Here is a 25,517-nt window from a genome sequence, read left to right as displayed (position 1 = left end):
ACGGCTTTAGGTTTCTGTCTGATCAAACAAAACCGTCAGCATCCGCTCAAACTCGGTTTGGATCGGTGCCGAAATGATAATTTCTTCGTCCGAAACCGGGTGTAGAAAACGGATTTCCAGCGCGTGTAACAACATGGTTTCCATCCCGAAATGCTCCTTAAACAGCTTGTTCTGTTTGTTGCAGCCGTGTGGCCGGTCGCCAATGATCGGGTGGAAGATGTGCGCCAGGTGCTTCCGGAGCTGGTGAAACCGGCCGGTTGTCGGTTTTAGTTCGACCAGTGAATAGCGCGAAGTGGCGTGTTTCCCAAACGGCAGTGCCACTTCGGTGCGCTGGAGCGTTTTCAGTTTTGTAAAAGCGTCCTGGGTCACGCCCGGTCCGACGCTTCGGTCGTCGCGCCGGAGCGGATAGTCGATTTCCAGTTCGTCGTCGGTGTAGCCCCGCACAATGGCCCGGTAGGTTTTGTGTACCTTCCCTTCGGCAAACTGCTGCTGCATGGCGGAATTCAGGGCTTCATTCAGTGCAAAGAGCAGAACACCCCCGGTTTTTCGATCCAGCCGATGAACCGGATACACCCGCTGCCCCAACTGATCGCGCAGAAGCTGAACCGCAAATTCGCTGGCATCACTGGCGATCATCGACCGATGCACCAGCAACCCGTGCGGTTTGTTAATCGCCACCAGATCAGGAGACTGATACAAAATTTCGAGCGGTTTTCGCTCGCGGGGCACTTCCCAAACCGGTTGTTCCTCGCCCATCAATACTTCGCCAGCAGGTTCAATAATTTCTGGTCCAGTTTGTGACCGTACCAGTCTTCATACGCCACGTCGGCCCGTTTGGAATCCAGCACCCCAAAATCTCCGCTGAATTCCCAGAGCGCAAAACCGATGCCGTTGCTCGTCAGAATGTCGAGCACATCGCCAAACCAGGCCAGAAAAACGTCGTGCGGGGTTTTGTTCCAGGCGCCACATTCGCCACAATGCACGCCGACGCCCTTATTGACCAGTTCGATCCACGGTTTGTAAAACGTTTCCAGCATCGCGCGGCTCAGGTATTTATCGCCCACCTGTCCCGGCCACTTCGGCATCGGCAGGTTCTCGGGATCTTTGTTGGCCCAGGGGGCTTTGTAGTGCGAAATAATGCCCGGATTGTAGCCCCGACAACTCTGCGCAATGTCCAGATCGGTGATTTCGGGAATCACCGACGAGCCCACATCGTTGCCATCGGCAATCACGAGGTGTTTCGGGTTCTCCTTGCGAATGGCTTCCAGAGCTGCCAGCGCTACTTTCCGATACACCGCTCCCGGCACCGAACTCCGTTTGGAAAGCTGGTCGTTCATGTCTTCCCGCATACTCGGCTCGTTCAGCAGATCGAAGCTGATTTTCTGATCGGACACGTTTTTGTAGCGTTTCGCCCAGAAGTTCCAGTGAAAATTAAACGCGTCCTGCGCGGGCTGATCGGTCCAGAGGTTGTAGGGTTCGTGAAACCCAGCGTTGACACAGTAGCCCGGTGCGCGGTGCAGGTTCAGGCTGACGTGGAGGTTGTGTTTATGGGCCATTGCCACCAGTCTGTCGATGCGTTCCACGGCCTGCTCGTCGATCTGATAGACTTCGTCGGGTGTGATGTTGCGGCTCCGGTCGAACTTCAGATAGGCCGGATACGCCATCGGCAGCCGGACAAAATCGAAACCCCAGTCGCGCATCCATTTGAAGTGCTCTTCGGCGGTCGGCTTCCGGCCCTGCGCCGGATTGGGTGAAAAGAAATCCAGCAGGTTAAAGCCTTTCCATTTCGGCAGTTTGTTTTTGGCAGCCGGAGCCGACGATGCGGCAAAAACCGCCGGGCCGGAAGTCGTCACGGCTGCGGCCAAAAGGCTGGTATTTTGAAGAAACGTTCGGCGTTGCATGAAAGATTATGGAATAGATACGGTGCAAACTTACTCAAAAACCGACCTGATCACCGCATGGCCCAGAGACATCCCTCACTTATGAATCTTTTCCACTTCGCTTTGTAACTTCAAAACCGTCTGTCTGTCGTCCTGTTCGATCACCAGAGCCGGATTGTCTTCGGAGCCGTTTCGCTTGATCTTTGATCCTTTGATGGTCTTTTCAATTTCCGCTTTGTGGACTTCTACTACCTTCCCTTCGGCATGACCGCTGGCGTATTTCCAGCGTACCAAGTCTCCCTTCCTGACCATGTTTTCCGTTTTTAGTTGACTAGGCCAGTAACCACGTGTGCTAAATAAATGTTTGGGCGCTCCGGTATGGTCACGTGGGTGATACCCCGTAACCTAAAACAACGAAACCTCTCCCCGGCAGATGGGTTTAGTCAATACATTAACGTCAGAAAAAATCATGAAAGCCGCTATCATCAATCATTATGGAGATGCTCACGAACTACACGTTCAGGAGGTACCGCAACCCACCATCGATTCCATCGACGATCCGCACCAGGTTCTGATCCGTGTGCATGCGGCCGGAATCAATCCGATGGACACCAAAGCACGGGAAGGCGGTATGAAATTCCTGCAATCAGGTCATTTCCCCAAGATTCTGGGGGCCGAGTGCGCGGGCGTGGTCGAAGCCGTCGGATTGATGGTGAAGGAGATCAAGCCCGGCGACCGGGTGGTGGCCTCATTGGGTTTGGCCGGAGGAGGCTATGCCGAATACGTCGTCGCGAAAGACAAGAACGTGATCAAACTGCCCGATGCCGTGGATTTTTCCCAGGCTGCGGCCATGCCCATAGCCGCCGGAACGGCGTTGCAGGCCTTGCGGGACAAAGGAAACCTGCGTCCGGGCGATCAGGTGCTGATCAATGGTGCCACCGGGGGCGTCGGCACGTTTGCCATCCAGATTGCCAAATTGCTGGGCGGTCAGGTCACGGCGGTTTGCAGCACGGAAGGTGCCGCGCTCGCCCGCCAGTTAGGGGCCGATCACATCATCGATTACCATACCGCCGATTTTACGAAAAGCATTGAAACCTACAACATTGTTTTCGACGCGGTGGGCAAAAGTTCGTTCGACGAATGCCGGAATATTTTAACCGAAAATGGTATATATGTTACCACCCTACCATCGCCGAAACAGATGCTGGAGCAGGTGGTGACGATTTTCACGGAGCAAAAAGCGGAGTCGATTCTGTTCACGTTTAGTCAGGAGGATATGAACTGGCTGCTGAAACAGGTGGCCGACGGCCAGTTGCTCGTGGTTATCGAGCGGACCTATCGCCTGGACGAACTCGCGCTGGCCCATGCCGAAAGTGAAGCCGGCCATGTGAAGGGGAAACTGGTCGTGGAAGTCGTGTCAGACCCAAAGACGAAAACGGAATAGGCTACAACCATCACTTACCCGACCCAGGTTGGGTAAGTGCCCCCGACTCCCTGCGCTGTTACCAGAAACTCGACACGTTGCGCGAAAAAAGCCATCCCAATTGATATCGGTAAATATGGAAAAGTTATCATACTGTTAAATTAAGCGGTTTTTTCGTCATTTCGGTACTAAAAAAAAGTATCTTTACTAACCCACAACTCTCAACCCGAAATGACGGACAGCAGAAGAGAATTTCTCAAAAAAGCCGCCTTGCTAGCCGGTGGCACAAGCCTGTTTCAGGCTCTCCCCGACTCGATCCAGAAAGCCCTCGCCATCGACCCCCAGCCGGGCAGCACCTTTCAGGATGCCGAACACATCGTCATTCTGATGCAGGAAAACCGCTCCTTCGACCATTGCTACGGGTCGCTGCGGGGCGTTCGGGGATTCAACGATCCGCGGGCGATTACGCTCCCCAACAAAAACCCGGTTTGGCTCCAGACCAATGCCGCCGGTGAAACCTACGCCCCCTTCCGGCTGAATTTGAAAGATACCAAAGCCACCTGGATGAGTTCGCTCCCCCACTCCTGGACCAATCAGGTGGATGCCCGCAACGACGGGAAATACGACAAGTGGCTGGATTCCAAGCAATCTGGCCGGAAAGAATATGCCAAAATGCCCTTGACAATGGGCTATTACAACCGGCAGGACATTCCGTTTTACTACGCCCTGGCCGATGCCTTTACGGTTTGTGACCAGAATTTCTGCTCGTCCCTGACCGGCACTACGCCCAACCGACTCTACCTCTGGACCGGCACCATCCGGGAAAAACCGGACCGGAACGTGAAAGCGAATGTTCGGAATGAGGACGTCGATTACGACGATCCGGCCCACTGGAAAACCTTTCCCGAGCGGCTGGAAGAAAACGGCATCTCGTGGCGAATTTACCAGAACGAACTGAGTTTACCCGTCGGCTTTGAAGGTGAAGAAGAGGGCTGGCTGGCCAATTTTACGGATAATCCCATCGAGTGGTTCGAACAGTACAACGTCGGTTTCTCGGAAGCCTACCAGCGTTTTCTGGCCAAAAAACTCCCCGAACTGCCGGGCGAAATTCAGGCTTTGACTGCCAAAATCAATGCATTGCCCGAAACTTCCAGCGAACTCCCCAAACTGAAGCGGGAGCTGAGCCGGAAAGAACAGGAACTGAAAATGGGCCGGGAACACCAGGTGAAATACAGCCGGGAAAACTACGCCAAATTGTCGCAGCGGGAGAAAAACCTGCACGAGAAAGCCTTTACAACCAACAAAAACGACCCGCATTACCACGAACTGACAAAGCTGAAATACCACGACGGGAGTATGGAACGGGAAGTTGAAATTCCGAAAGGCGATGTGTTGCACCAGTTTCGGACGGATGTAAAAAACCGCACGCTGCCGACGGTTTCGTGGGTGGTGGCCCCCGAAAACTACTCCGATCACCCCGGCGCGGCCTGGTACGGAGCGTGGTACATTTCCGAAATGCTCGACATCCTGACCCAAAATCCGGATGTCTGGAAAAAGACGGTTTTCATCTTGTGTTACGACGAAAACGACGGTTATTTCGACCACGTTCCCCCGTTTGTAGCCCCCCACCCCGACAAGCCCGAAACCGGCAAAGTCTCCAAAGGCATCGACACCAGCGTCGAGCACGTCTACATGGAGCATGAGTTGCAACGCAAAAGCCCGAACGCCCGGAAAGAAGCGCGGGCTGGTGCCATCGGGTTGGGGTACCGCGTGCCGCTCGTGATTGCCTCGCCCTGGAGCCGGGGCGGCAAGGTGTCGTCGGAGGTTTTCGATCACACGTCCATTCTCCAGTTTCTGGAAGTGTTTCTGAGCAAGAAAACCGGCAAGAAAATCGAAGAGTCAAACATCAGTGCCTGGCGACGGACGGTTTGCGGAGATTTGACCTCGGTGTTCCGGCCCTACAAAGGCGAGAAAATACCGATGCCGGCTTTTGTAGAGAAAAACGAGTTTGTCGAAAGCATCCACAAAGCCCAGTTCAAGGAACTGCCATCCGATTTCAAGGTGCTGACGACCGACGAAATCAACAAAATCAAAAAGGCTCCCTACGCGTCTCCGCTCATGCCCCGGCAGGAGAAAGGCCTGCGGTCGTCCCTCGCGATTCCGTACGAATTATACGCCGATGGGCATTTCGATCCGGACCAGAAAGCATTTGACATCACGCTGAAAGCTGGAAATGACGTTTTTGGAGCGAAGTCGGCGGGCTCGCCCTTCACGGTGTATGCGCTGAACAACTTCGTGTCGGAAAACGAAAACGCCGAGCGCGATGTGCAGGTTCGGAATTATGCCGTAGCCGCCGGAGACCGCCTGAGCGACCGCTGGGACATTCGGGAATTCGGGAACGAGACCTACCAGTTCCGGGTCAACGGCCCCAACGGTTTTTTCCGCGAGTTCATCGGAACCGGCAACGATCCACGGATTTCGGTTCAGTGCGACTACCAGCGTACGGTTCCGCAGGCCAACACCTTAACCGGTTCGGTTGAACTCAACATCACCAACCTCGATCCGGCCCGGGCGTTCACCATCGACGTGAAAGACAACGCCTACCAAACCGGCACCCAGACCCAAACCCTGGCCGCAGCCGGTTCGAAAGGAAGCCGGATCAGCCTGATTCTGGACCTGAGCCGCAGCTTCGGCTGGTATGATTTCAGCGTGACCGTAGACGGCCATCCGGTTTTCGAGAAGCGGTATGCCGGTCGGGTTGAAACCGGAAAAGAAGGTTTTACGGACCCGGTAATGGGTGGTGAGTTGGTTTGAGGGGAATCGAAAGCTAGGATTCTTTTGGCAACCGATTCAATACCAATTTAGGCTACATCCCATAAACCCTGATCTGCAAAGGCCAGGGTTTATTTATTTTACATTGAGGCAGCACGATAGGAATGGATTAAGAAGCCGTTTGTAAAATCGGCCCCAATCCCCTTACTTGCCAATCTGTATGAAACCGTCGATCTGGAATCTCCTTCTGCTGCTGTACTGTAGCACGGCTTTGGCCCAACCGCTTCCCACACCCGCTAACCTGACTGCGATCCAACAGGCTGAAAAACAGGTGGTCGTGCTCAACAACCCATCTGGACTGGTGCCGGTCATCGACCTTCTAAACATAAAGACCGCTATTGTGAATGGCCGTTACGCCCAGCAGGCGGTTTTTGATAGTCTGGCGGCCAAATACAGTCCGGTTACGGGCTTTTCACTCGGTGCAGCTCCGACCGATTCTGTTTTGTTTGACTTGCATGACCGGCTGAAACTGTATAATCTGGTCATTATTACGTTATCGGACTCCTCCCCCTTTGGTCCCAAGCTGCTGAATTTCATCGCCGATCAACAGGCGATCAATAAAGTTGTGGTGGTGCTGGCCGGAAGCGGAAAAAACCTGGCCGGTCTGGAATCCCTGCGTTGCCCTATCCTCTGGTATCCGGCCAATACCGCCGAAGGTGCCTCGGCCGCAGCCCAGATCCTTTTTGGTGGTATGGCTTCTGCCAATCGCCTTGAAACCACCTATAGCACCCTTTTCAAAGCAGGCAGCGGGCATTCGACGCCTAAAATCCGGCTGGGGTATTCGATCCCGGAGGCTGTAACGGTAAATAGTAAACGCCTGAAGGCGATTGATTCGCTGATGGCCGTAGCCATTGCCGATCACGTGACCCCCGGTGCGGTGGTTCTGCTGGCCAAAGACGGTAAAGTCATCTTTCACAAAGCGTATGGGCATCACACCTACGCGCGGGATGCCGTGACGAAAGCCGATGATCTGTTCGACCTGGCTTCGGTCACGAAAGTCAGTGCGACCACCCCGGCGGTTATGCGGTTGCTGGATCAAAAGGCGCTGGACCTGAAAACGCCCATCAGCACCTACGTGGCCCGAACCCGGACCATTCCGGACAAAGCAACGGTCACCATCCGGGAGGCCCTGCTCCACGAAGCGGGCTATACACCGTACATCAAATTCTACGAACAACTCAAACCGCTGGATCTCAGCTTCGACTCGTCGGCAGCCTATCCGACCAAAGTGGCCGACCGGTTTTTCCTCCGGGCCAATTATTTCGAAGAGGTCATGTGGCCCGTCACTTTGCAGTCGAAAGGCGGGACGCGGGGCAAATTCGTGTACAGCGATGTGAGCATGTACATGATGAAGGAAGTGATCGAAACGGTTTCGCACCAGAAGCTCGACGAGTTTGTTCAGAACGAGTTTTACCGGCCGCTCGGCATGACATCGACGGGCTATTTGCCCCGAAACCGCTTTCCCCGTTCCCGGATTGTGCCGACCACCGAAAACGACAACTGGTTCCGCAACATGCGCGTACAGGGTTACGTCAACGATCCGGGTGCGGCCATGGCGGGAGGTGTTGAAGGCCATGCCGGGCTGTTCGCCAACGCCAACGATCTGGCCATTCTCTACCAGATGTATCTGAACAAGGGTTCTTACGGCGGTCGCACCTACATCCAGCCCGCTACGGTGGATCTCTTCACGGCGGAACAATCGAAAACCAGTGGTCGGGGCTACGGTTTTGCACGGGCACCGAATCCGAAACAAGGTGCCAAAGCGTATCCATCGGCCCTGGCCTATGGACACAGCGGTTATACCGGCACCTACGTCTGGGTCGATCCGAAATACAACCTGGTCTACATTTGCCTGACCAACCGGGTGTATCCCGACGATTCCAAAACCTACGGCAAACCTACCCTGAACATCCGGGCGCTGATTCTGGACCGGTTTTACGAAGCCGTGGTGCAGGGCCGGTAAAACCGACCGCAAACTACCGGCATTTCTTCTCCTTCGTCAGTCCCAAAAGTAGCAGGGATTGACTCATTTGTGACAGCTTTTTCAGGCGTTGAAGCGGACCTTTGATTCATTCAAACGGACCAAAACAAAACTTTCATACGCCATGAAAACGCTCTCCAAATCCCTGCTCGTTGCTTTTCTGCTGACCTTGACCAGTGTCTCTGTTACGAAGGCCGATGTCTATATGTCTTTCGTACATCCCAAAAAACCGGTCACTTTCCAGAGTAGCCTATTTACCACCACCGAAGGCAAGCTGCGGATTGCGTTGAATAAACAAACCGGCGGAACTGTTCAGATTCAGATCGTTAACCGGGCGGGGGCTGAAGTGTTCAGCAAGCAAATTGGGAAAAACCGTCAAAACGCCCGGCTGCAACTGGACGTCCGGAACCTGCCCGACGGCGTCTATCAGGTCTCCATCACCAACGGCGTAGAAACCACCACCCAGGAATTAACGCTGGCCACTACGCCACCGGTGACGGCCACGCCCCGACTGATTGCGTTTCAGTAAAACCGCATCGACCAGTCAATGCGGTAACATCCCGGACTGATTATATCCACCCCGAAAGGCTGGCCCCGCAAGCGGTCAGCTTTTTTATTAACCAAAGCGAAGCCAGTTCGATCGCCAATCCTTTCGTACCTTGCTATTCTAACCCCAATTAACCAGCTATGAAACAACTTGCCCTCCTACGCCCTCAATCAACACGGACCTCATCAGGCAACTTAGCCGGTTGTTTCTTTCTGATGCTCTGGTTGCTGGTCTCGACCAACCTGTTGGCTCAGGATAAAAAGAAAATAACCGGCAAATCCGCAAACCGGGGTCATTCTAAAACCGCTGCGGGGTATGGCGGACCGAAAGACTGGAAACTGGGCGTTGCTCTGTATACGTTCAATCGGTTTCCGTTTCCCGAGCAACTCGCCAAGGCGGACAGCGCGGGGTTGAAATTTGTGGAAGGCTACACCTTTGGCCGGGCCGGAGCCGATCTCAGGGATTCGCTCCTCATGAATCTGTCGTGGTCGGGCATTGCCAAACTCAAGCAGCAGGTCAGCGACAAAGGCCTCCTGATGGAATCTATTTATTTGACCGGCGGCAAAACCATTGACAAATGGACGCATGAATTTGAATTAGCCAAAAAATTGAATGTAAAGTACGTCACGGCAGAACCGCCTGTAAATCTCTGGGATAGCGTGGATAGTCTGGCGGGTGTGTACGGCCTGAAAGTTGCTCTCCACAATCACTGGAAGGGCGTGAGTGCCTACTGGCATCCGGATTCGGTGCTGGCGGCCCTTAAAAACCATCCTAATTTCATGGTTTGCGCCGACATCGGTCACTGGCCCAAGAGCGGCATCAATCCGGTCGAGGGGCTGAAAAAACTGGAGGGTCACCTGATTGCCCTGCATTTGAAAGACATTGCCGCCTACAACGATCCGAAATTGAAAGATGTGCCGGTTGGCACGGGCGTCATCGATTTCCCGGAAGTCTTCAGGGAATTACAGCGGCAGCACTTTACCGGACATATTATTATTGAGCGGGATACGCAGGATAAACCCAGCAACTTATCTTCGGTGATTCAAACGGTCCGCTATTACAACGAGCAGTTGGGCCTGACACCGAGCCGGGGGAAATAAATGTTTTTATCGAAGGTAATCAGTATTGTGACGCCACTCATGCTGATGGCGCTGATCGGGGTGGTCATGATTGTCTACGGACTTTTGAACACCGGTCAGGAAAACAACATTCTCCAGTTTTTTTTCGGCATTCCCATTGCCCTGGGTTTCGCCGGAATGCATTTTTTAATTCGTCGGGTGCTGGAAAGAAACAACCTTCGGATCTGGATCCTGGAGACGCTGATCGTTGCCGCCCTGTGGCTGATTTACCCTCATCTTTAGTCGAGCCAGTTCTGTTTACGGACTAGGCTATTGAAGTCAATAGAAAACCGCCAGCCAGATGGTTTCTTCGTCTTCTTTCGTCCAGTCAACCCGGTGTTTGACATGAGCGGGCAGGTTCAGGTACGTGCCGGGGGTCAATCCGATGGGTTCGTCAACGCCCTCGATCCGCAGCCGGGCCGCCCCCTTTACGACCAACACCCATTCGTTTTCCGGCTGATCGTACCAGAAACCGTCCGGTGAAGTGTGCCCTTTGGAGACGATGCGTTCGATTTTGATGCCTTTCTCCGCCATCAGCTCTTCAAAATGTTCATCAGGCAGCGAGTCCGGAATGGCCGCAAACAGATTGCCAATGTTCATCGGTTAGTGGAACGTATTTAACGTGAATTCAGGATTCTTTTCAGCGCAAAATATGAATAGTCGACCCCTTTTTTTGACCCGTTAGGGTCACCACAGCGCAGCGTCAGTAGATAAAACCGGTCCTAGCGTGCCCATGTACCGTCAGGTACATAACCGTTGTGTACCTGACGGCACACGTAGCCGCATATGGGAAACAATTTCTAACGACGCTGCGCTGTGGTGACCCTAACGGGTCAAAAATATACGGGTCATCTGCCGAAAACTGCAAACTTTTACGATTTCTTCGCCACGGTCACGGCTTTTTTGGCCGGGCCAACGGGTTTCTTTCCTGTCGACGGTTTCTTGTTTTTCGCCCCATCGGGATACTTCTGCGTCATCGTCACCGGGTCCCAATGCACGACTTTGTTTTCGAAATAACTCTCGTTGCAGGCCAGAACCGGGGCGGCTGCGCGGAAACCGAAAACCGGGTCTTCGATGGTTCCCTGACTGCCCGCCCGCATGTTCGTAAAGAAATCTGCGAAGTGTTTGGCGTGGGCGTCGTCGTCTTTCGGAGCTTCGAATTTAACTTCTTTTACCGGCTCGGCAGTGCGGGTTTCGGGCGGGTATTTGGCGTCGTATTGCTCCACAAATTTCTTCTGCACATCTTCCGTGAACGTGAAGAAGCTATCATAATTCCCGTAGCCCGGCGCAATCGGCAGTCTTTTCTTGGTCATAATCAGGTTGTTCTCCGAAAACTCGACCGTGCCTTCGTTGCCGATGATCCGGGTTACGTTGCTGATCTTGCCGGCATTCGCGAAATTGACGCGCAATACCATCTGAAACGCTTCGTGCTGCTCCGTTTTCGGATAATCCATGATGCTCGTCATCACATCCGGCACATCCCGGTTTTCTTTCCAGTACGCCAGGTTACCCGACGAATACACCCGCGTCGGCCCCAGCGTGTTGGTCACGTAATGAACACCCGTAATCAGGTGAATGAACAGGTCACCGGCGACACCCGTGCCGTAATCTTTGAAGTTCCGCCAGCGGAAAAACCGGATCGGGTCGAACGGACGCTTCGGCGCATCGCCCAGAAACCGGTCCCAATCGACAGTCTGCGGTGAAGCATCGGGCGGCACGGAGTAATTCCAGGCACCGATGGCGTTGAAACGGTCGCTGTTGGATTCGATGTAGTTGATCTGCCCGATTTCACCGGCCTCGATCAGTCGTTTCGCTTCCTTGAACGACGCACTGCTGATGCGCTGGCTGCCCACCTGCATGGTTTTTCCCGATTTTTTCCAGGCATCGATTACGGCTTTGCCTTCGTTGAGGTGCTGAACCATCGGTTTTTCGCAATAGACGTGTTTTCCGGCTTTCAAAGCGGCAATCGTAATGTGGTCGTGCCAGTGGTCGGGCGTGACCACCAGAACGGCATCCACGTCTTTGCGGGCTAGTATTTCGCGGTAATCACGCGTCGTGTAGACCTGTTGTCCAAAAGCGGTCCGCGCGTGTTCGAGCCGTCCGGAATAGAGATCGGCCACGGCCACCAGTTCCACATCCGGGTTGCGCAAAGCTGCCTGGGTGTCGAAATTCCCCTGAATCCCCATGCCGATGGTGGCAATGCGGATCTTGTCGTTGGGGCTGACCTTTTTCAGATCCCGTATGATATTGAAAGGCTTGGCGACGCTCTGGGTGGCCACCAGCGCCGAAGCGGCTGACAATCCCTTGATAAAGTCGCGACGATTGGAATGCATGGAGTTTCTTGGGTTTTGGCAGTTCAAAAAAAAGCACATTTGCGTTTGAATATACGCAAATGTGCCGAAACTGGACTAGTAAACGCTCTATTTAACCACAAACAGCGCTTACCGGGTATACAACGCCCCTTTGGCAATGGTCGATTCGTATTCGCCACTGATGGTCTCCAGAAACTTGCCGGTTACCCAGCCAATGTCCGAATTTCGGATGAACACAAACCGCTTGGGAGCCGAGGGCGTCGAATAGGTTTTCATGATGGACTCGAGCCACAAAGCCCCAGCAATGAGCTGTTTTTCAGTCAGTTGATCCCGAACCGTGCTGATTTCCTGCTCGGCTTTGCTGCGAAGGGCCGTGTCGGTGATGTCTTTCACATTGGGATGCGTCAGGGCCTGGTAATCATCCATCACCATTTTTTTAAACCGCTCCACGTCATCCATTGAAATAGCAACCGCCGTGGTTCCGGTTTTTTCGGGATGCAGGTACGTCACCAGCGCCCAGGCCACATCACCCCCCAGCCCCACCGTCCGGCGTTGCTGCAGTCCCGCACCACTGGTTTTGAAACGGGGTGCCAGGGCCGTATCCGCCACGGTTTTGATCACCCGCTGGGCTTCCTTTTTAAACGCGTCCGTGTTCAGCGAACGCTTGCTTTCAATCTGGCTCACCAGCGTGTTCATCCCCACTGGCATTTCAATCGGGTGAAACGTCTTGTCCGCATCGAAATAACCGCCCACCGTGACATCGCTGCCGATGTTGAGTGATGAGGTGGTCGGCCACACTTTACGGGGAATGGACCCGACGGTGAAGAGTTCGGCTTCGCGGTCGATGGAAAGCGTGGTGTCGATGCGCAGATTGCCCGTCGGCAACGCTCGCGACAACTGGTCGTAGAGCATCTTTTTCGTCGCCGGGGTCTTGGCCAGTCCCTCCTTCATTTCGTTGCTGAACACAATGAAAATCCGTTCGGTCGGTATGTTGTAGCGGCTGATCGTGTCGAGACAGACTTTCAACGCATTCTGCCCGGCTGCCAGCGACTTCGAGGCATCGGCCACAAAACTGACGTTGGGAACCTCAAACCGCGTTTTGATATCTTTTTCGTAAAAATCGCTTTCGTACTTCGTCTTGAAAATCGCCAGCTTCACATCTGAAGCCCCAAACTGAATACCGGCGTACAGATTTTTACCGGAAATGTCCCGAATCAGTTCATTGACACCCCAGGCACTGGCAACATACCGCAGCTTCTCGTAGCGACTCCGGGCGATTTTCAGGTAATAGTCGGCGTTTTCGCTGTTGTTATTTTCGTAATGGGCCAGTCCGAGCAGCTCGCAGGCAAAAGCTTCCCAATACGGGTTGGTGCCCCGAACGGCCGGTAACGCCCTCTCCAACAGGTTGATGGCGTCCTGCGGTTTGTCCAGCGCCCGGAGCGTGTTGGCAAGTTTGATGTACCGAATGGCCTGAACGGTGCTGGTGGCTTTCTGGGCAAAACCGACCTGGACCAGCAGAAAAAGAAGGATGGACAGAGAAAAAAGGCGTTTCATATCTCGCTTGGGTTAACAGCAGGATATATACGCAGAAAAGACCAAAAGCGATTTCGGGCCGCCCAAAACCGGGTGGCCGGTCCGGGCGGTTTCCGTCAACACTAGTTCCTACAAATTCCGCCAGCTACCGGCGTCAAACAGGTTTTCAACGCCTTTACTGTGCAGGATGGCTTTGGCGCGGGCGCTGCGCATTCCGGACGCACAACACAGAATCAGGGGTTTCTGATAGCCTTTGATCGTGCTGAGTTTGGATTCGAGCTGATCGAGGGGAATGTTGACCGCCCCCGCCACATGCCCACCGGCAAACTCGCCCGGCGAGCGGACGTCGATGATCAGGGCACCCTGCGAGCGGATTTCGTCAAACTGGCTGGTATCGGACGTGCCGAACAGACTTTTTATGAGATTCATCATGAAAATGCTTTTTTAAGGTTGATGGTGTAAAACTAAGGCTTTGGAAATACCGGTTCCGTGACAATTGTCACGTTCATCTTTTTTCGTGACTCGCCGGATCGCATCGCAAAAAAACCGGTTCAGATACGGATCCCGTCTTTTCGTATAAACCGCCATGGCCAACCGGCACGGCACCGATAGGTTTGTGGTGACCAAGGTCATTCACACCAAACAACTTCATTGTCCATGAAAACCGTACTGAGCACCCTGCTGCTGGGCTTTACCCTGCTGAGTTTGACCCACTGCAAAAAATCGGAGGTAGACGCACCGGCCGAAATGCGTTGCAAACTGACCGCCATCGACCGTGGCAACGGCAACAAACACCAGTATGGCTACAACGCGGCTGGCTATGTCAGCCAGTTGACCGTCAACTTCAAGGGGCCGACCGGCGGCAGTGCCGAGCATGTGTACGTTTACACCTTTGCATACAACAGCGCGAATCAGATAACCGGCGCAACGATTACCGTCGACGGAAAAACACCCGACCAACTCACCGACTGGGGCATTGGCAGTGGCCTCAAATGCCGCTGGACCGACGGTAAACTCACGGCAATCGAAGACCTCGTTGGCACCCAAACCATCCTGACCACCACCATCCAGTACGATGCCGAGGGGCGCATTCTGCGCTTCAAGGGTGTTCCGGCCAGTAAAGACGAACCCACGTTTGAAAAAGTTTTTTCATACGACGCGAACGGAAACAGCACCTACCAGTATCTGGAAGACGGAACAAAATATTATGCGGAAGCCCACGTCTACGATTCCTCCACCCAAAGCCCCGAATCGCTGCTGGCCAAACGGGGTTTACCGTTCGATGTTTTTAATCTCTACCCCTGGAAGCAAACCATCCTGAAGGGATTCGAAAGCGATGAATTCGATGAGTCGGGAAAAGTAACCGCTCACAAGACGTTCCAGATCACCAACGTGGTCAAAAACAACCACAACTATGCGGTTTCGCAAACAGTCGAAGAAGGCAACACGAAGCGGGTGAATACGTTTGGGCTGGCGGATTGTGATTGAAATTCCGTTCTACTCACCGAATAATCCGCACTTCCTTTGGCCCGCTCACGTCCGTCTGAATTTTGCCGCCCGCCAGTTTGGTGTGCTTCACTTTCACAATGCCGTACGGCGTGGGGAAGGTTCCTTCGGCGAAGGTCAAATCCTCCAGATGCGGTTCGATTTTGAGGACTTTGCAGCCCGGTTCTACCACCTTGATGCCCAGCACGTGCTCCGTCAGCCAGGGCGTGGGGCCGGACGCCCAGCCGTGGGCCAGGCTGTGCCGGAAACCGACGTAGCAATAGGCCCCGCAGTCGCCGTGAATGTCTTTTTGACCTGCCTTCACCAGTTCGTCGATGCGCCCGGCATTTTTCACCCAATCCAGGTTGAAATCTTCCCAGAACGTTGTCGCACCGAGCTTGAGCATGCCGCCCCAGAATTCGCGGATGTTGGCCAGAGCGGTTTTGTAATCACCGGCTTTGGCCTGCGCCTGGAGCATGTAATAGCCGTAAAAGGTCGAGAAGTTGCGCGCGCCGTTCACCGCCAGCACGTCCTTATTGGCTTTTTCGGCGGGCATCAACCCGGAGAGCGCGAGCAAAGCCGCCCCCTGTTTGGAGTCGTTGGGATCGGGAACGTACTGCTTCAGCCGGGCGACCGCATCGGCGCATTTTTTGGCCGTGGCCGCGTCGTTCAGAATGCGGCTCAAATCCCCGGCGGCATTCAGCGACAGCACGAGCATCGACTGCAACCCGGCGTGAATACCTTTCGGATTTTCGCTCGACGGCCAGTCCAGAAACCGGGTTCCGTCCAGCTTTTCGCTGTTCTTGTCGTCAATTTTCTGGATCAGCAAATCGACCAGTTTCACCAGATATTCTTTTTGTTGTTTCAGATAGTCGAGGTTGCCGTTTTGCAAATACCAGTCTTTCTGAATCAGAATCCACCACATCGAATAGGTGCTGATGCCGTTCATCCAGCCGGGGAGGGGCGTAATGTCGCGCGCCAGATCAAGGCTTTTCGGCACCACCTCGTTGTAGCCAAAGACGGCGTTGATGGTCGCCACTTCGGGGTGCATATCGCCCACCCACACCAGCCGGTCGCGCTTGATGCCATCCCAGAGGTAATCCTGCATGTTCAGATGCACGGTGTAGGCGCCGGTCGCCCAGATTTTATTCAGCAGTTCGTCGCTGCTCCGAAACGAGCCGAGGTAGGGAATATCCCGAAACACAAAAATAGCCCGCAACTCCTTCAGCAGTAGCTCGGTATTGCCATCGACGAGGTCGATCCGAACGAAGCGAAAACCGGTATTGCCGATTTCCAGTTTGCCCAGCCACGGCACCTGAACCGTCAGATCGCGGATGGCGTGGTCGTTGGTGGCATTCTGCTTGGGTTCGATGTCGGCCATTGCTTCACTGGCCGATTCGCCAAACCGAATCCGGACGGAGATCGGCTTGCTTTCCTTCCACTGCCCCGTCACGATCTGCAAACCGCCGTGAAGTTCCCGTCCAAAGTCCAGCAGCAGACTCGCTTTGCCGTTGGCGTCACTTTTCAGCGAACACATATCTTTGCCCGACAAATCCGCCTGCCCGTTTCCCACTTTCAACAGCCGCTCGGCATTGCGAATGGTGCCGGTTTGCCACAGAATGTTGACGGGCGACAAAAACCGCCGGACAGTGGCTTCGGTTTGGGCTTCCTTGGCGCGGTTGGTTTCAAAAATCGGCGGAAGCTGGGCCTGTGCGAAGCCGATCAGAATAAGGCAAAAGAAAAGAGTCAGCGGAGCAGCGTGTTTCACCGGGTATATTCGATTCACGTGGTTTTGGACCAACGAAGATGGCAGCGTCAGAAGATCGACGATGTACTTTTTCATAATTGAACAGGAAGGGTTTAGGAAACCAAAGGCCGATGTTAAACCGGCACATTGAATGCGGGTAAGGCGGCTTTCAATTGCTCCGGATTTATAAAGTGAATGGCGTGAATCCCCAGTTCTTCCGCAGCTTTTATATTCCGCAGGTTATCATCGATGAAAAGGGCTTCCGTTGGTTCGATGGCATACCGGTTCAGCAGCGTCCGGTAAAAAGAAGGGAACGGTTTGCGGTCTTTTTCATCCCCGGAAACCACAATACCATCAAACCAGGACAGAAACTCGAAGCGTTCGAGGGCAATCGGGAACGTCTCCGACGACCAGTTGGTGAGCGCATAGAGCTTGTAATTCCCACTGTCCCGAATCGTTTTCAGCAGTGCCACCGTGCCCGGTATTTCGCCCCGCAGCATTTCGGGCCAGCGGTCGTAGAAAACCCGAATGTTCTCCTCGTGCTCCGGAAACTGGGCAATCAACACCCGCGTCGCTTCGGCCAGCGAACGACCTCCGTCCTGTTCTTCATTCCAGGCGGGGGTACAAACCGTCGCCAGAAAATGATGCATTTCGTCTTCCTTAAAAATTTTCTCGTACAGGTAATGCGGGTTCCAGTCGATCAAAACCGCCCCCAAATCAAATACAATGGTGTTAATCATGTCGTTGAATGCAATGAGCCAATTCGTTTTTTAATTTTTGCCCAATAACTTAAAAATTATCGGTTTTATATACCGTTTGCCCCTGCCTTTCCTCATTTCCGACGCCTGGATTTCTTAGCTCCCGGTGGGTTTCGTACCAATTATCCCAATAAAAGTGAAGCTTTCATTTTTGCAACATTGTTGCATTTATAAAAAATACCGTACTTTTGCGTCGTTCATTACCAACCACAAGCCAACACCAACTTATGGCCGCCTTCTCTTCAAAAGCCGATTACATCGGCATTACCGGTTCCGTACTTTGCATCATTCACTGCCTCATCACACCTATTTTGCTCATTTCGTCCAGCCTGCTGGCGGATCGAACGCTGCGGATTGGCTTTCTAAGCCTGGATTATGTGTTCATTGGAGTCAATATCGTCGCCGTCTATTTTGCCACCCGCCGGGCCAGCCAGCGGCTGGTCAAGGTGGGCTTGTGGGCCTTTTTGGGCCTTTTCGCCGGAGCGCTATTGCTGGAAGACGTTCACGAAGCGTTTGAATACCTGGCCTACACGGCTTCTGCCGGGTTAATTGGCTGTCACCTGCTCAACCTGCGCGCTCACGCGCACAACCACACGCACTGACGATCACCCCCTTTCTTCAATTCAAGCATTCACCCTGAATCGGCTTCCCGTTACGGCTTTGAGCGTTTTTTTAGGGGCCGGTAAAACGACTTTACTTACCGCTTCACCTGCTCATCGGGTTGTTTGGCGACCGACAAAACGAACTGGTGATGATCGGACAGGATCTGGATACTGAACAGGTGACGCAGGAGTTGCGGGCGAGTTTGTGTACCGAACCCGGGTTGAAGCAGCCGGGCGCCGGTCCAATGATTCGTTTCCGGTTTGGGAATAGAGCGCGAATCGGTCGATCTGTTGCTTTAAATAGACACACTCTTGCAACCCTGTTGCAATTTATGTAGATTTCGGCCCACTTCTCCTCTGAAACAACCTGTACCATGAAATGCATTCTTTCACTGATCGTTCCGCTTGCCTTCAGCCTGGGAGCCTGTTCCCGTTCAGACCAAAAAGATCCTCTGCTTGAGGAAGCCGCCAAATTTCACCACGAAGCTACCCAGATTCAGGCCGTTATCGAACCCCAAATCGAGCAAATCGATTCGCTCAAAATCCTGCTGGCAAACCGTACGGAACCCGTTGCGCTGGCGACCGTAACGTCGCTCGATAGTCTGAAAAAGGCGTTTGAACAATGGGAAGAAAACCTGGTCGAGGTGCCGGGAATGCCGCACGAACACCACCACGAACACGGCAAACACGAGCATCACCACCATGCGGATGCCACGCTGAAAGATTTGCCCGCCGATAAAATGCGCGATTTGCAACTGGGCATGCTCGACAACATCCGGCAGATTCAGGAACGAACCGAATCGACTTTCTCCCAGGTCAGGTCGGTTCTGCGCTAGTTACCGTTCAGTCCATTCCGCTTTTTCCAGAATGTAGTTCAATTCGTAAATATTATCCGCATTCAGCCGGAAGGTACCCCGAAAAGTCCGTCGTTCGTCGGTTTTAAACCGGCGAACCGGACTTTTAAATTTGAGCATGACAATGGATTCGGGTCCGGCAGCCCCGCAGAAAAAACACTGCGCCATCGGAAACCGGGATACCACGTAGGCAGAATGATCAACGTCCAGCGGGATGACGTAACCCGTTATCGCAACGGTTTTTCCGTCCAGTACTTTCACCGAAGGCCCAAAATTTGGATACAGCATGATGACGTTTTCTTCGGGATACCATTTCTTTTTAAACTTCACATCCTGCAACCGTTCCCAGCTAACGGGTTGTGGTTCAACCCCAAAAGCAGTGAATGTTCCCAGGCCCCATGAAAGCATCAATACCAGCCGTACCATATCATCGTCATTTTATTTGCAACATTGTTGCAAATATAGAATTATTTGATTCATACAGATGTTCTTCCACCTGGCAGAGAACAAAAAAGCCAGTTCGTTTACATCAGAAGAACCTTTATGAACAAACCATCAACTCCCTCCTACGACGTCATCATCATTGGCGGCAGTTACGCCGGCCTGAGCGCGGCCCTCGTCTTAGGCCGTTCCTTGTGGACGGTTCTGGTACTCGATAGCGGCCAGCCCGCCAACCGGCAGACGCCCCACTCCCACAGTTTCCTGACCCGTGACGGCGAAACGCCCGCCGAACTGACGCGGATCGCCCGGCAGCAGGCCCTGGCCTACCCGACCGTCAGCCTACAGGATGCGACGGTTACCACCGTTCAGCCATCGGATTCTTCATTTCTGGTGCGAACGAACGAGGGCGAAGTTTTTACGGCCAAACGGCTTATTCTGGCGACCGGTTTAACCGACCTTCTGCCTGACCTCCCCGGTTTTGCCGAATGCTGGGGCATTTCGGTTCTACACTGCCCGTTTTGCCACGGCTACGAGGTGAAAGACCAGGTTGTCGGGGTACTGGGCAATGGGGACGAGGGGTTCGGATTAGCGAAATTGATCCACCACTGGAACCCGGGCCTGACCTTGTTCACCAACGGCCCGTCTACCCTGACCCCGGAACAAAACGCCAAACTACACCAACATGCCATTCCGATCATCGAAACCCCACTCGTGGCCCTGCAACACCGGAACGGTCAGCTCGATGCGCTGAAACTGGCCGATCAGTCGGTGAAACCTTTACAGGCTTTGTATGCGCGCCCGGCGATGCAGCAGTCGAACGATCTGGCGCTGCAATTGGGCTGTGAACTGGATGAGATGGGCTTCATCAAAGTCAATGAATTTGGAAAGACCAGCGTTGAAGGGGTGTTTGCCGCCGGCGATAACCAGACCATGATGCGGCAGGTGTTGATCGCAGCCACCAACGGACTGCGGGCGGCTGTGATGATCACGCGGGAACTGATGGAGGAAAAATTCTGAATGGGTTGCGGTATGAAGAAAAATTAATTTCAGGTTCAGGTTGGCCTTAAAGCGCGTCGTTAGTTTTGCTACCGTAATCAACAGTAAAGAACATCTACGAATGAAAACCAACGCAAAACTCATGACCGGCCTGTTACTGACAGGCTGCCTGCTGGCCCCTCATCTGTACGCCCAAACCGCTCCGGATCAGCCCAACGGACCCGAAGTAACCACCCTCTCCCCCGGTTTGGCTCCACCCGCCTTCGTTCAGCCGCGACCGGAAAGGCCCGGTGGCCCCGGCCGGCACCCCGGCCACCGACCCGACCGTCGGGAAGCCCGTGGCCCCCTGGGACGGCGGGAAGGGCTGACGGCCCTGACCACGGTGACCGGAACCGTCGGCCAGTTGACGGGCAATGACGATTTTATATTGAACGGTTTTACGCTCAAAAATGCGTCCGGCAGCGTCACCACGGTAAAATTTCCGGCGCACCTCGGCCAGTCGGTTCAGCAGGCAGTGAAAGCAGGCGGCAACGTTAGTGTAACCGGTTTTTCCGAAACAACCCCCAGGGGTGAAAACCTCTTTCGGATGACGAGTTTGACGGCGGGTAAAACAACGGTGACCGACGCTCCTCCAGTCGCATTGTCCACCCCTCCCGCCACACCGACGATGAGTACCGTTACCGGAAAAATCGCGGATTACCAGCTCGACCGCGAAGGACGCGTCAACGGGTTGATTTTATCCACCTCGGGGGATGCGAAAACGATTGTACGGATTCCGTCGAATGTGGTCGCTCAACTGTCGAATCTGGCGACCAAAGGCAGCACAATTACCGTGCAGGGTTTTGCCAAAATTCCGCACGAGGGGCAGGTGCAACTCGAAAAAGCGACCATTCTCCGCGCATCGGTGTTGACCATCAACGGCCAGCAGTATCTGGTCCGGTAAGTCCTGTTTTCAAAACCGCTCCGGCTTAAGGAAAGGCCGGAGCGGTTTTGTTTTGGTTCGATTCTCTCCTACTTTTAGCCGCCACCTACATCCGTTGCATTTCTGCGTTTTTCATGAAAATTCTGGTTATCGAAGACGAGCGCAAACTGGGCCGGTTTATCAAACAGGGCCTGGAACAGAACGGCCACGTCGCCGACCTCACACACTCCGGTTCCGAAGGGCTCGACCAGTTGGCCGGTGGGTTGTACGACCTGGTGCTGCTCGATCTGATGTTGCCGGGCCAAACCGGTTTTGAGGTACTGAAAAACCTCCGGGCTTTTGGATTAACCGTGCCCGTGATGATCCTGTCGGCGCTGAGTGATCCGGCTACGGTGGTGCAGGGCCTGGACCTGGGCGCGGTCGACTACCTCCGCAAACCGTTCGATTTTGACGAGTTGCTGGCCCGAATCCGCATCCTGCAACGCCGGACAACCACCAGCGACAACGTGGTGCTGCGGGTGGCGGACCTGGAAATGCGGCTTATCTCACACGAAGTTATCAAAGGCGGAATCAGCCTGAACCTGACCAACCGCGAATTCGCCCTGCTGGAACTGCTGCTGCGCCGGGCCGGGCAACTGATCACCAAAAACGAAATCGCCGAAAAAGTCTGGTCGGCCGACTACGATATGGGCAGCAACGTGATTGAAGTACACATTTACCAACTGCGTAAAAAGCTGGATGCGAGCGGCATAGCGGGGCTGATCGAAACGCAGGTGGGTCGGGGCTATCGACTCAAAACGCCATGAGCTTGCGCAGCCGGATCGTGCTGGCCGTGCTGGCGGTTTTTGCCCTCATCAGTGGAGCGGCAGGATATCTTATGCTTACCCGCGCTGAAGCCGGTTTGCAACGGGCTTTCGACCGCGCCACCCAAACCCGGGCGGCCTGGCTTCTGGCGCTCGTCAGTGTCGACCCCGTCGTGATTCCCTTGCCCACCGAAACCGAGCGAATGCGGGTAGTTTACCGCAGCTACGGCCAGCGTCGCGAGTTGTTCCGCAGCCCTGGTTTTCCGGGCGAAACCAGCCGCCTTTCAAACCGGACCTCCTACCGATCCATCACCGTCGAAGGCTCACCCGTTCAAACGCCCGACGGGCAGCTTCAACTGACGCTGGCCGTGCCGGATGAAAGCTTGCGGCAGGACATCGGACGACTTCGGTGGGTGTTCGGACTGAGCTGGGTGCTCAGTCTGATTCTGGCGTTCGGAGCGGGGTATGGGGTGGCTGGCTGGCTCCTGCAACCCATCCAACGCATTGTGAAACAAGTCGATGCGATCAATCATGCCAGCGCCATCGACCCGATCGAATTACCCAAAACCCAGGATGAACTCTATCATCTCACGGCGACCTTGAACCGAATGCTGGCCCGAATTCGGGAAAGCGTCGAGGGCCAGCGGCATTTTTTCGGGGCGGCCGCGCACGAACTTCGCACGCCCCTGACGGTGATGAAAACCGGTTTGCAGGTTACCCTGAAACAGGGTCATCTCGATGCCGGAACCGCGACGTTTCTGAGCGGGCAACTGGAGGAAGTGAGCCGATTGACGCGCCTGATCAACGAGTTTCTGACGCTGAGCCAGCCCGACACCATCGCGCCGGTTCTCAAACTTTCCGCCGTCGATCTTCCGGAATTACTGGACAACTGTCTGCGGCAACTGGCCTCGCTGACGGCCGAGTATGGGGTCACGACGGTTTTCGACCGCTCCGGTTTCTCCGACGCCATTTTACAAACGGATGCCCTCAAACTGGAACACATCCTGTTGAATCTGATCGAAAATGCCGTCAAATACGCCGTTTCGGATAGCGTGGTCACCATCCGGCTCCAAAAATCCGGGCAATGGCGGGTTCAAATCGAAAACCGGACAATGCGGGAGAGTGGCCCGACGCTCGATCTGCGACAAGCCTATTACCGGGCCGATCCGTTCAAAGAAGGCCACGGTCTGGGGCTCTGGATTACGCACCGCTTAACCACGCTGCTGGGCGGGACTCTGCAACTGGACTGGAAAGCCCACACCTTCACCAGCGCGTTGAGTTTGCCGGTTTCGAGCCCGGATTTATCAACCTTTAGTCGGTGATTTTCACCCGTTTGGCTTTGGTCGGCAGCCAGACCTGCATCGGGCTTTTGCCGCGATTGGCCCAGACGTAATACGGAATGGCCGTGATTCTCTTCTTCTCCGTCACCACACTCGCGCCATCGGCCGACGGCCCCACCACCGGCACCTCGGCCTGAATCGACACCACCGGCTCCGTGCTCACCTGATAGGCCTGGGTTGTAAACGCCGTTTGATCAGGTACCATCAGGTTCCAGGCCTGGCCATTGTTGTCGGCTCCTTCCACGCAATAGACCAACGGCCCGCGCTGAATGGCAACCCGGTCATTGGCGGCCACCAGTTCTTTTTTCGCGACCACCCGTTTCACCTCCATCGGCAGCGTCAGCTCGATTACATCGCCTTTCTGCCACGTCCGGTTCACCACGGCATAGCCATTTTCTTCCCGGTAATCGACCGGTTTTCCGTTTAGTGTCACCGTAAACTTCGCCGGACGCTCCTCCTGAAACCGGTATAGATCACCCGGCACCGGCACGTTGCTGACCCAGCCCGGAATGCGCAGATGCAGGGCGTAAGGCGTCTTCTTGACCGGATTTACCGTGAGTTTCACACCGCCATCCCAGGGGTAGTTCGTCTCCATCTGAACCGAAACGTCGGTCTTGCCGATTTTCAGCGTTGTGTTGCTGCCAATGTAGAGATTGACCCAAAGCCCGGAATCGTTTTTGCCATAAATATAATCGCCGAGCGACGCCACCAGGCGGGCAATGTTCGACGGGCAGCAGGCCGTTCCAAACCAGGCACTCCGGGCCGTATTGCCGTTGGAAGCCAGCGGATTACCGTAGAAAAACCGGTCGCCACTCAGGCTCAGGCCGTCGAGCGCTCCGTTGTACAGACTCCGTTCCAGCACGTCGATGTATTTGGCTTCGCCAGTGAGCAGGTTCATCCGCTGGTTCCAGAAAACCATCCCGACCGACGCACAGGTTTCGCAATACGCCGTTTCGTTGGGCAGGTCATAATCCAGCGAAAAGCCTTCGTTTTGACCCGACGAGCCAATGCCGCCCGTGATGTACATATTGCGGTACACCACATCTTCCCAGACGGTTTTCATGGCATTCATATAGCCCGCGTCACCGGTGGTGGCTGCTACATCGGCCGCCCCCGTGTAGAGGTACATTGCGCGAACCGCGTGTCCGGTAATCTCCTTCTGATTCTTCACCGGTGTGGCATCCTGGCAGTATTCCGGCGACTTCCACTGGTCCCAGATCTTGCCGACGCCGAAGCCCCGCCCCCGCTGATCCAGAAACCAGTCGGCCAGTTTCAGATACCGGTCATTTTTAGTCAGGTGATACAACTTCATCAACGCCAGTTCTATTTCCTGATGCCCGCTTACCCAGTGGCGGTTGGGTTGCCGGAACGTCACATCGAGGTGGTCGGCAAAACAGATGGCGACGTCCAGTAATTTCCGTTTACCGGTGGTGTTGTAATAGGCCACGGCGGCTTCGATGAGGTGACCCGCGCAGTAGTCTTCGTGCTTTTCCATATCGGTCCAGCGCTGGTCTAAACCGACGAGCGAATAATACGTATTGAGGTATCCGTCAGGTTGTTGGGCGGCTGCGATCTTGTCGATCCACTCATCGGCTTTCTTTTCAAGTTCGGCGTCGGGGCGGTTTTTCAGCGAATAGGCAATGGCTTCCAGGGCTTTGTAGACATCGCTGTCGTCGTAGTAGACGCCTTCGTGTTTTTCGTGCTTTCCACGCTGCACCTTCTCGAAATTCCGGATGCGCCCCGTCTTTTCTTCGGTCTGGAAAATGCAGGCCTGCAAGGTGGCCGTAGCCACTTTATCAAGCTTCGGACGCCAGAACCGGTCGGTGATGTTGACCTGCGAAAAACTGACGGGTTCGAAGCGTTTGACCGGTATTTGCGCATCGGCAATCAGGCCTGCCGTCGTAGTCAAAACCGCAGCAAAAAATCGAATTCGGGTGATCATG

At 54.4% G+C, this 25,517-nt stretch carries 25 protein-coding genes; 14 read left to right on the top strand and 11 right to left on the bottom strand.

The window, feature by feature from the left end; all coding sequences use genetic code 11:
- Positions 1 to 6: 6 nt before the first annotated feature.
- From FH871_RS12210 to FH871_RS12200, 3 genes are all read right to left on the bottom strand, one after another.
- Positions 7 to 756, bottom strand: coding sequence for a pseudouridine synthase (locus FH871_RS12210; protein ID WP_138991710.1), 750 nt, complete (start codon positions 754 to 756; stop codon positions 7 to 9).
- The gene (locus tag FH871_RS12205; protein WP_138991709.1) at positions 756 to 1,901 is read right to left on the bottom strand and encodes a cellulase family glycosylhydrolase; all 1,146 of its coding nucleotides are present in this window, start codon (positions 1,899 to 1,901) and stop codon (positions 756 to 758) included. The genes FH871_RS12210 and FH871_RS12205 overlap by 1 nt, the downstream gene beginning before the upstream one ends.
- A gap of 75 nt (positions 1,902 to 1,976) precedes the next feature.
- Positions 1,977 to 2,192 carry a DUF2945 domain-containing protein gene (locus FH871_RS12200; RefSeq protein WP_138991708.1) on the bottom strand — a complete coding sequence of 72 codons (216 nt, stop codon included), beginning with the start codon at positions 2,190 to 2,192 and terminating at the stop codon, positions 1,977 to 1,979.
- Between the two features lie 157 nt (positions 2,193 to 2,349).
- On the opposite strand from FH871_RS12200, the gene FH871_RS12195 reads away from it, so the two are divergent.
- From FH871_RS12195 to FH871_RS12170, 6 genes are all read left to right on the top strand, one after another.
- Positions 2,350 to 3,324, top strand: a complete 975-nt coding sequence (locus FH871_RS12195; protein WP_171062832.1) for an NAD(P)-dependent alcohol dehydrogenase — start codon at positions 2,350 to 2,352, stop codon at positions 3,322 to 3,324.
- A 210-nt stretch (positions 3,325 to 3,534) separates the two neighbouring features.
- Positions 3,535 to 6,117, top strand: coding sequence for a phosphocholine-specific phospholipase C (locus tag FH871_RS12190; protein ID WP_138991706.1), 2,583 nt, complete (start codon positions 3,535 to 3,537; stop codon positions 6,115 to 6,117).
- A gap of 178 nt (positions 6,118 to 6,295) precedes the next feature.
- Entirely contained in the window at positions 6,296 to 8,098 is a 1,803-nt protein-coding gene (locus tag FH871_RS12185) for a serine hydrolase (RefSeq protein ID WP_138991705.1), read from the top strand.
- Positions 8,099 to 8,240: 142 nt separating this feature from the next.
- A complete protein-coding gene (locus tag FH871_RS12180; protein ID WP_138991704.1) occupies positions 8,241 to 8,645 on the top strand; it encodes a T9SS type A sorting domain-containing protein in 405 nt (134 codons plus the stop codon).
- A 158-nt stretch (positions 8,646 to 8,803) separates the two neighbouring features.
- Positions 8,804 to 9,763 (top strand): sugar phosphate isomerase/epimerase, encoded by a 960-nt coding sequence (locus tag FH871_RS12175; protein ID WP_229317242.1) that lies wholly within the window; start codon positions 8,804 to 8,806, stop codon positions 9,761 to 9,763.
- Positions 9,764 to 10,024, top strand: coding sequence for a hypothetical protein (locus tag FH871_RS12170; RefSeq protein ID WP_138991703.1), 261 nt, complete (start codon positions 9,764 to 9,766; stop codon positions 10,022 to 10,024).
- Between the two features lie 36 nt (positions 10,025 to 10,060).
- On the opposite strand, the gene FH871_RS12165 is transcribed toward FH871_RS12170, so the two are convergent.
- The 4 genes from FH871_RS12165 to FH871_RS12150 all read right to left on the bottom strand — a co-directional run bounded on the left by FH871_RS12165 (position 10,061) and on the right by FH871_RS12150 (position 14,058).
- Positions 10,061 to 10,381 (bottom strand): cupin domain-containing protein, encoded by a 321-nt coding sequence (locus tag FH871_RS12165; RefSeq protein WP_138991702.1) that lies wholly within the window; start codon positions 10,379 to 10,381, stop codon positions 10,061 to 10,063.
- 272 nt (positions 10,382 to 10,653) lie between these two features.
- Positions 10,654 to 12,114 carry a Gfo/Idh/MocA family protein gene (locus FH871_RS12160; RefSeq protein ID WP_138991701.1) on the bottom strand — a complete coding sequence of 487 codons (1,461 nt, stop codon included), beginning with the start codon at positions 12,112 to 12,114 and terminating at the stop codon, positions 10,654 to 10,656.
- Between the two features lie 108 nt (positions 12,115 to 12,222).
- Positions 12,223 to 13,647, bottom strand: coding sequence for a tetratricopeptide repeat protein (locus FH871_RS12155; protein WP_138991700.1), 1,425 nt, complete (start codon positions 13,645 to 13,647; stop codon positions 12,223 to 12,225).
- Positions 13,648 to 13,755: 108 nt separating this feature from the next.
- Positions 13,756 to 14,058: a rhodanese-like domain-containing protein gene (locus FH871_RS12150; protein ID WP_138991699.1), complete on the bottom strand. Its 303-nt coding sequence runs from the start codon at positions 14,056 to 14,058 to the stop codon at positions 13,756 to 13,758.
- Positions 14,059 to 14,283: 225 nt separating this feature from the next.
- On the opposite strand from FH871_RS12150, the gene FH871_RS12145 reads away from it, so the two are divergent.
- Positions 14,284 to 15,114 carry a hypothetical protein gene (locus FH871_RS12145; protein ID WP_138991698.1) on the top strand — a complete coding sequence of 277 codons (831 nt, stop codon included), beginning with the start codon at positions 14,284 to 14,286 and terminating at the stop codon, positions 15,112 to 15,114.
- 13 nt (positions 15,115 to 15,127) lie between these two features.
- Here FH871_RS12145 and FH871_RS12140 read toward each other — a convergent pair whose 3' ends face one another.
- The gene (locus tag FH871_RS12140) at positions 15,128 to 16,954 is read right to left on the bottom strand and encodes an alpha-L-rhamnosidase C-terminal domain-containing protein (RefSeq protein WP_171062831.1); all 1,827 of its coding nucleotides are present in this window, start codon (positions 16,952 to 16,954) and stop codon (positions 15,128 to 15,130) included.
- A 38-nt stretch (positions 16,955 to 16,992) separates the two neighbouring features.
- The gene (locus FH871_RS12135) at positions 16,993 to 17,598 is read right to left on the bottom strand and encodes an HAD family phosphatase (RefSeq protein ID WP_138991697.1); all 606 of its coding nucleotides are present in this window, start codon (positions 17,596 to 17,598) and stop codon (positions 16,993 to 16,995) included.
- A gap of 245 nt (positions 17,599 to 17,843) precedes the next feature.
- Between FH871_RS12135 and FH871_RS12130 the strand changes: the two genes are divergently transcribed.
- The 3 genes from FH871_RS12130 (at position 17,844) to FH871_RS12120 (ending at position 19,054) form a co-directional block, all read left to right on the top strand.
- Positions 17,844 to 18,218, top strand: coding sequence for a MerC domain-containing protein (locus FH871_RS12130; RefSeq protein WP_138991696.1), 375 nt, complete (start codon positions 17,844 to 17,846; stop codon positions 18,216 to 18,218).
- Between the two features lie 149 nt (positions 18,219 to 18,367).
- A complete protein-coding gene (locus FH871_RS34160; protein WP_138991695.1) occupies positions 18,368 to 18,556 on the top strand; it encodes a hypothetical protein in 189 nt (62 codons plus the stop codon).
- A 36-nt stretch (positions 18,557 to 18,592) separates the two neighbouring features.
- Positions 18,593 to 19,054 carry a hypothetical protein gene (locus tag FH871_RS12120; protein ID WP_138991694.1) on the top strand — a complete coding sequence of 154 codons (462 nt, stop codon included), beginning with the start codon at positions 18,593 to 18,595 and terminating at the stop codon, positions 19,052 to 19,054.
- On the opposite strand, the gene FH871_RS12115 is transcribed toward FH871_RS12120, so the two are convergent.
- Positions 19,055 to 19,498, bottom strand: coding sequence for a DUF3299 domain-containing protein (locus tag FH871_RS12115; protein WP_138991693.1), 444 nt, complete (start codon positions 19,496 to 19,498; stop codon positions 19,055 to 19,057).
- A 117-nt stretch (positions 19,499 to 19,615) separates the two neighbouring features.
- Between FH871_RS12115 and FH871_RS12110 the strand changes: the two genes are divergently transcribed.
- The 4 genes from FH871_RS12110 (at position 19,616) to FH871_RS12095 (ending at position 23,556) form a co-directional block, all read left to right on the top strand.
- Positions 19,616 to 20,530 (top strand): NAD(P)/FAD-dependent oxidoreductase, encoded by a 915-nt coding sequence (locus FH871_RS12110; protein ID WP_138991692.1) that lies wholly within the window; start codon positions 19,616 to 19,618, stop codon positions 20,528 to 20,530.
- Between the two features lie 100 nt (positions 20,531 to 20,630).
- Entirely contained in the window at positions 20,631 to 21,452 is an 822-nt protein-coding gene (locus tag FH871_RS12105) for a hypothetical protein (protein WP_138991691.1), read from the top strand.
- Positions 21,453 to 21,565: 113 nt separating this feature from the next.
- Positions 21,566 to 22,237: a response regulator transcription factor gene (locus tag FH871_RS12100; protein WP_138991690.1), complete on the top strand. Its 672-nt coding sequence runs from the start codon at positions 21,566 to 21,568 to the stop codon at positions 22,235 to 22,237.
- On the top strand, positions 22,234 to 23,556 hold the full coding sequence (locus tag FH871_RS12095; protein WP_138991689.1) for a HAMP domain-containing sensor histidine kinase: 1,323 nt from the start codon (positions 22,234 to 22,236) through the stop codon (positions 23,554 to 23,556). The genes FH871_RS12100 and FH871_RS12095 overlap by 4 nt, the downstream gene beginning before the upstream one ends.
- On the opposite strand, the gene FH871_RS12090 is transcribed toward FH871_RS12095, so the two are convergent.
- Positions 23,546 to 25,516, bottom strand: a complete 1,971-nt coding sequence (locus FH871_RS12090; protein ID WP_138991688.1) for a glycoside hydrolase family 127 protein — start codon at positions 25,514 to 25,516, stop codon at positions 23,546 to 23,548. The two genes, FH871_RS12095 and FH871_RS12090, sit on opposite strands and share 11 nt — an antisense overlap.
- Between the last annotated feature and the right edge of the window lies 1 nt (position 25,517).

The sequence above is a fragment of the Larkinella sp. C7 genome (assembly GCF_006149005.1).
In the GTDB taxonomy this organism is placed as follows: Bacteria; Bacteroidota; Bacteroidia; order Cytophagales; family Spirosomataceae; genus Larkinella.
This window is presented reverse-complemented; position numbering and strand designations above follow the sequence as displayed.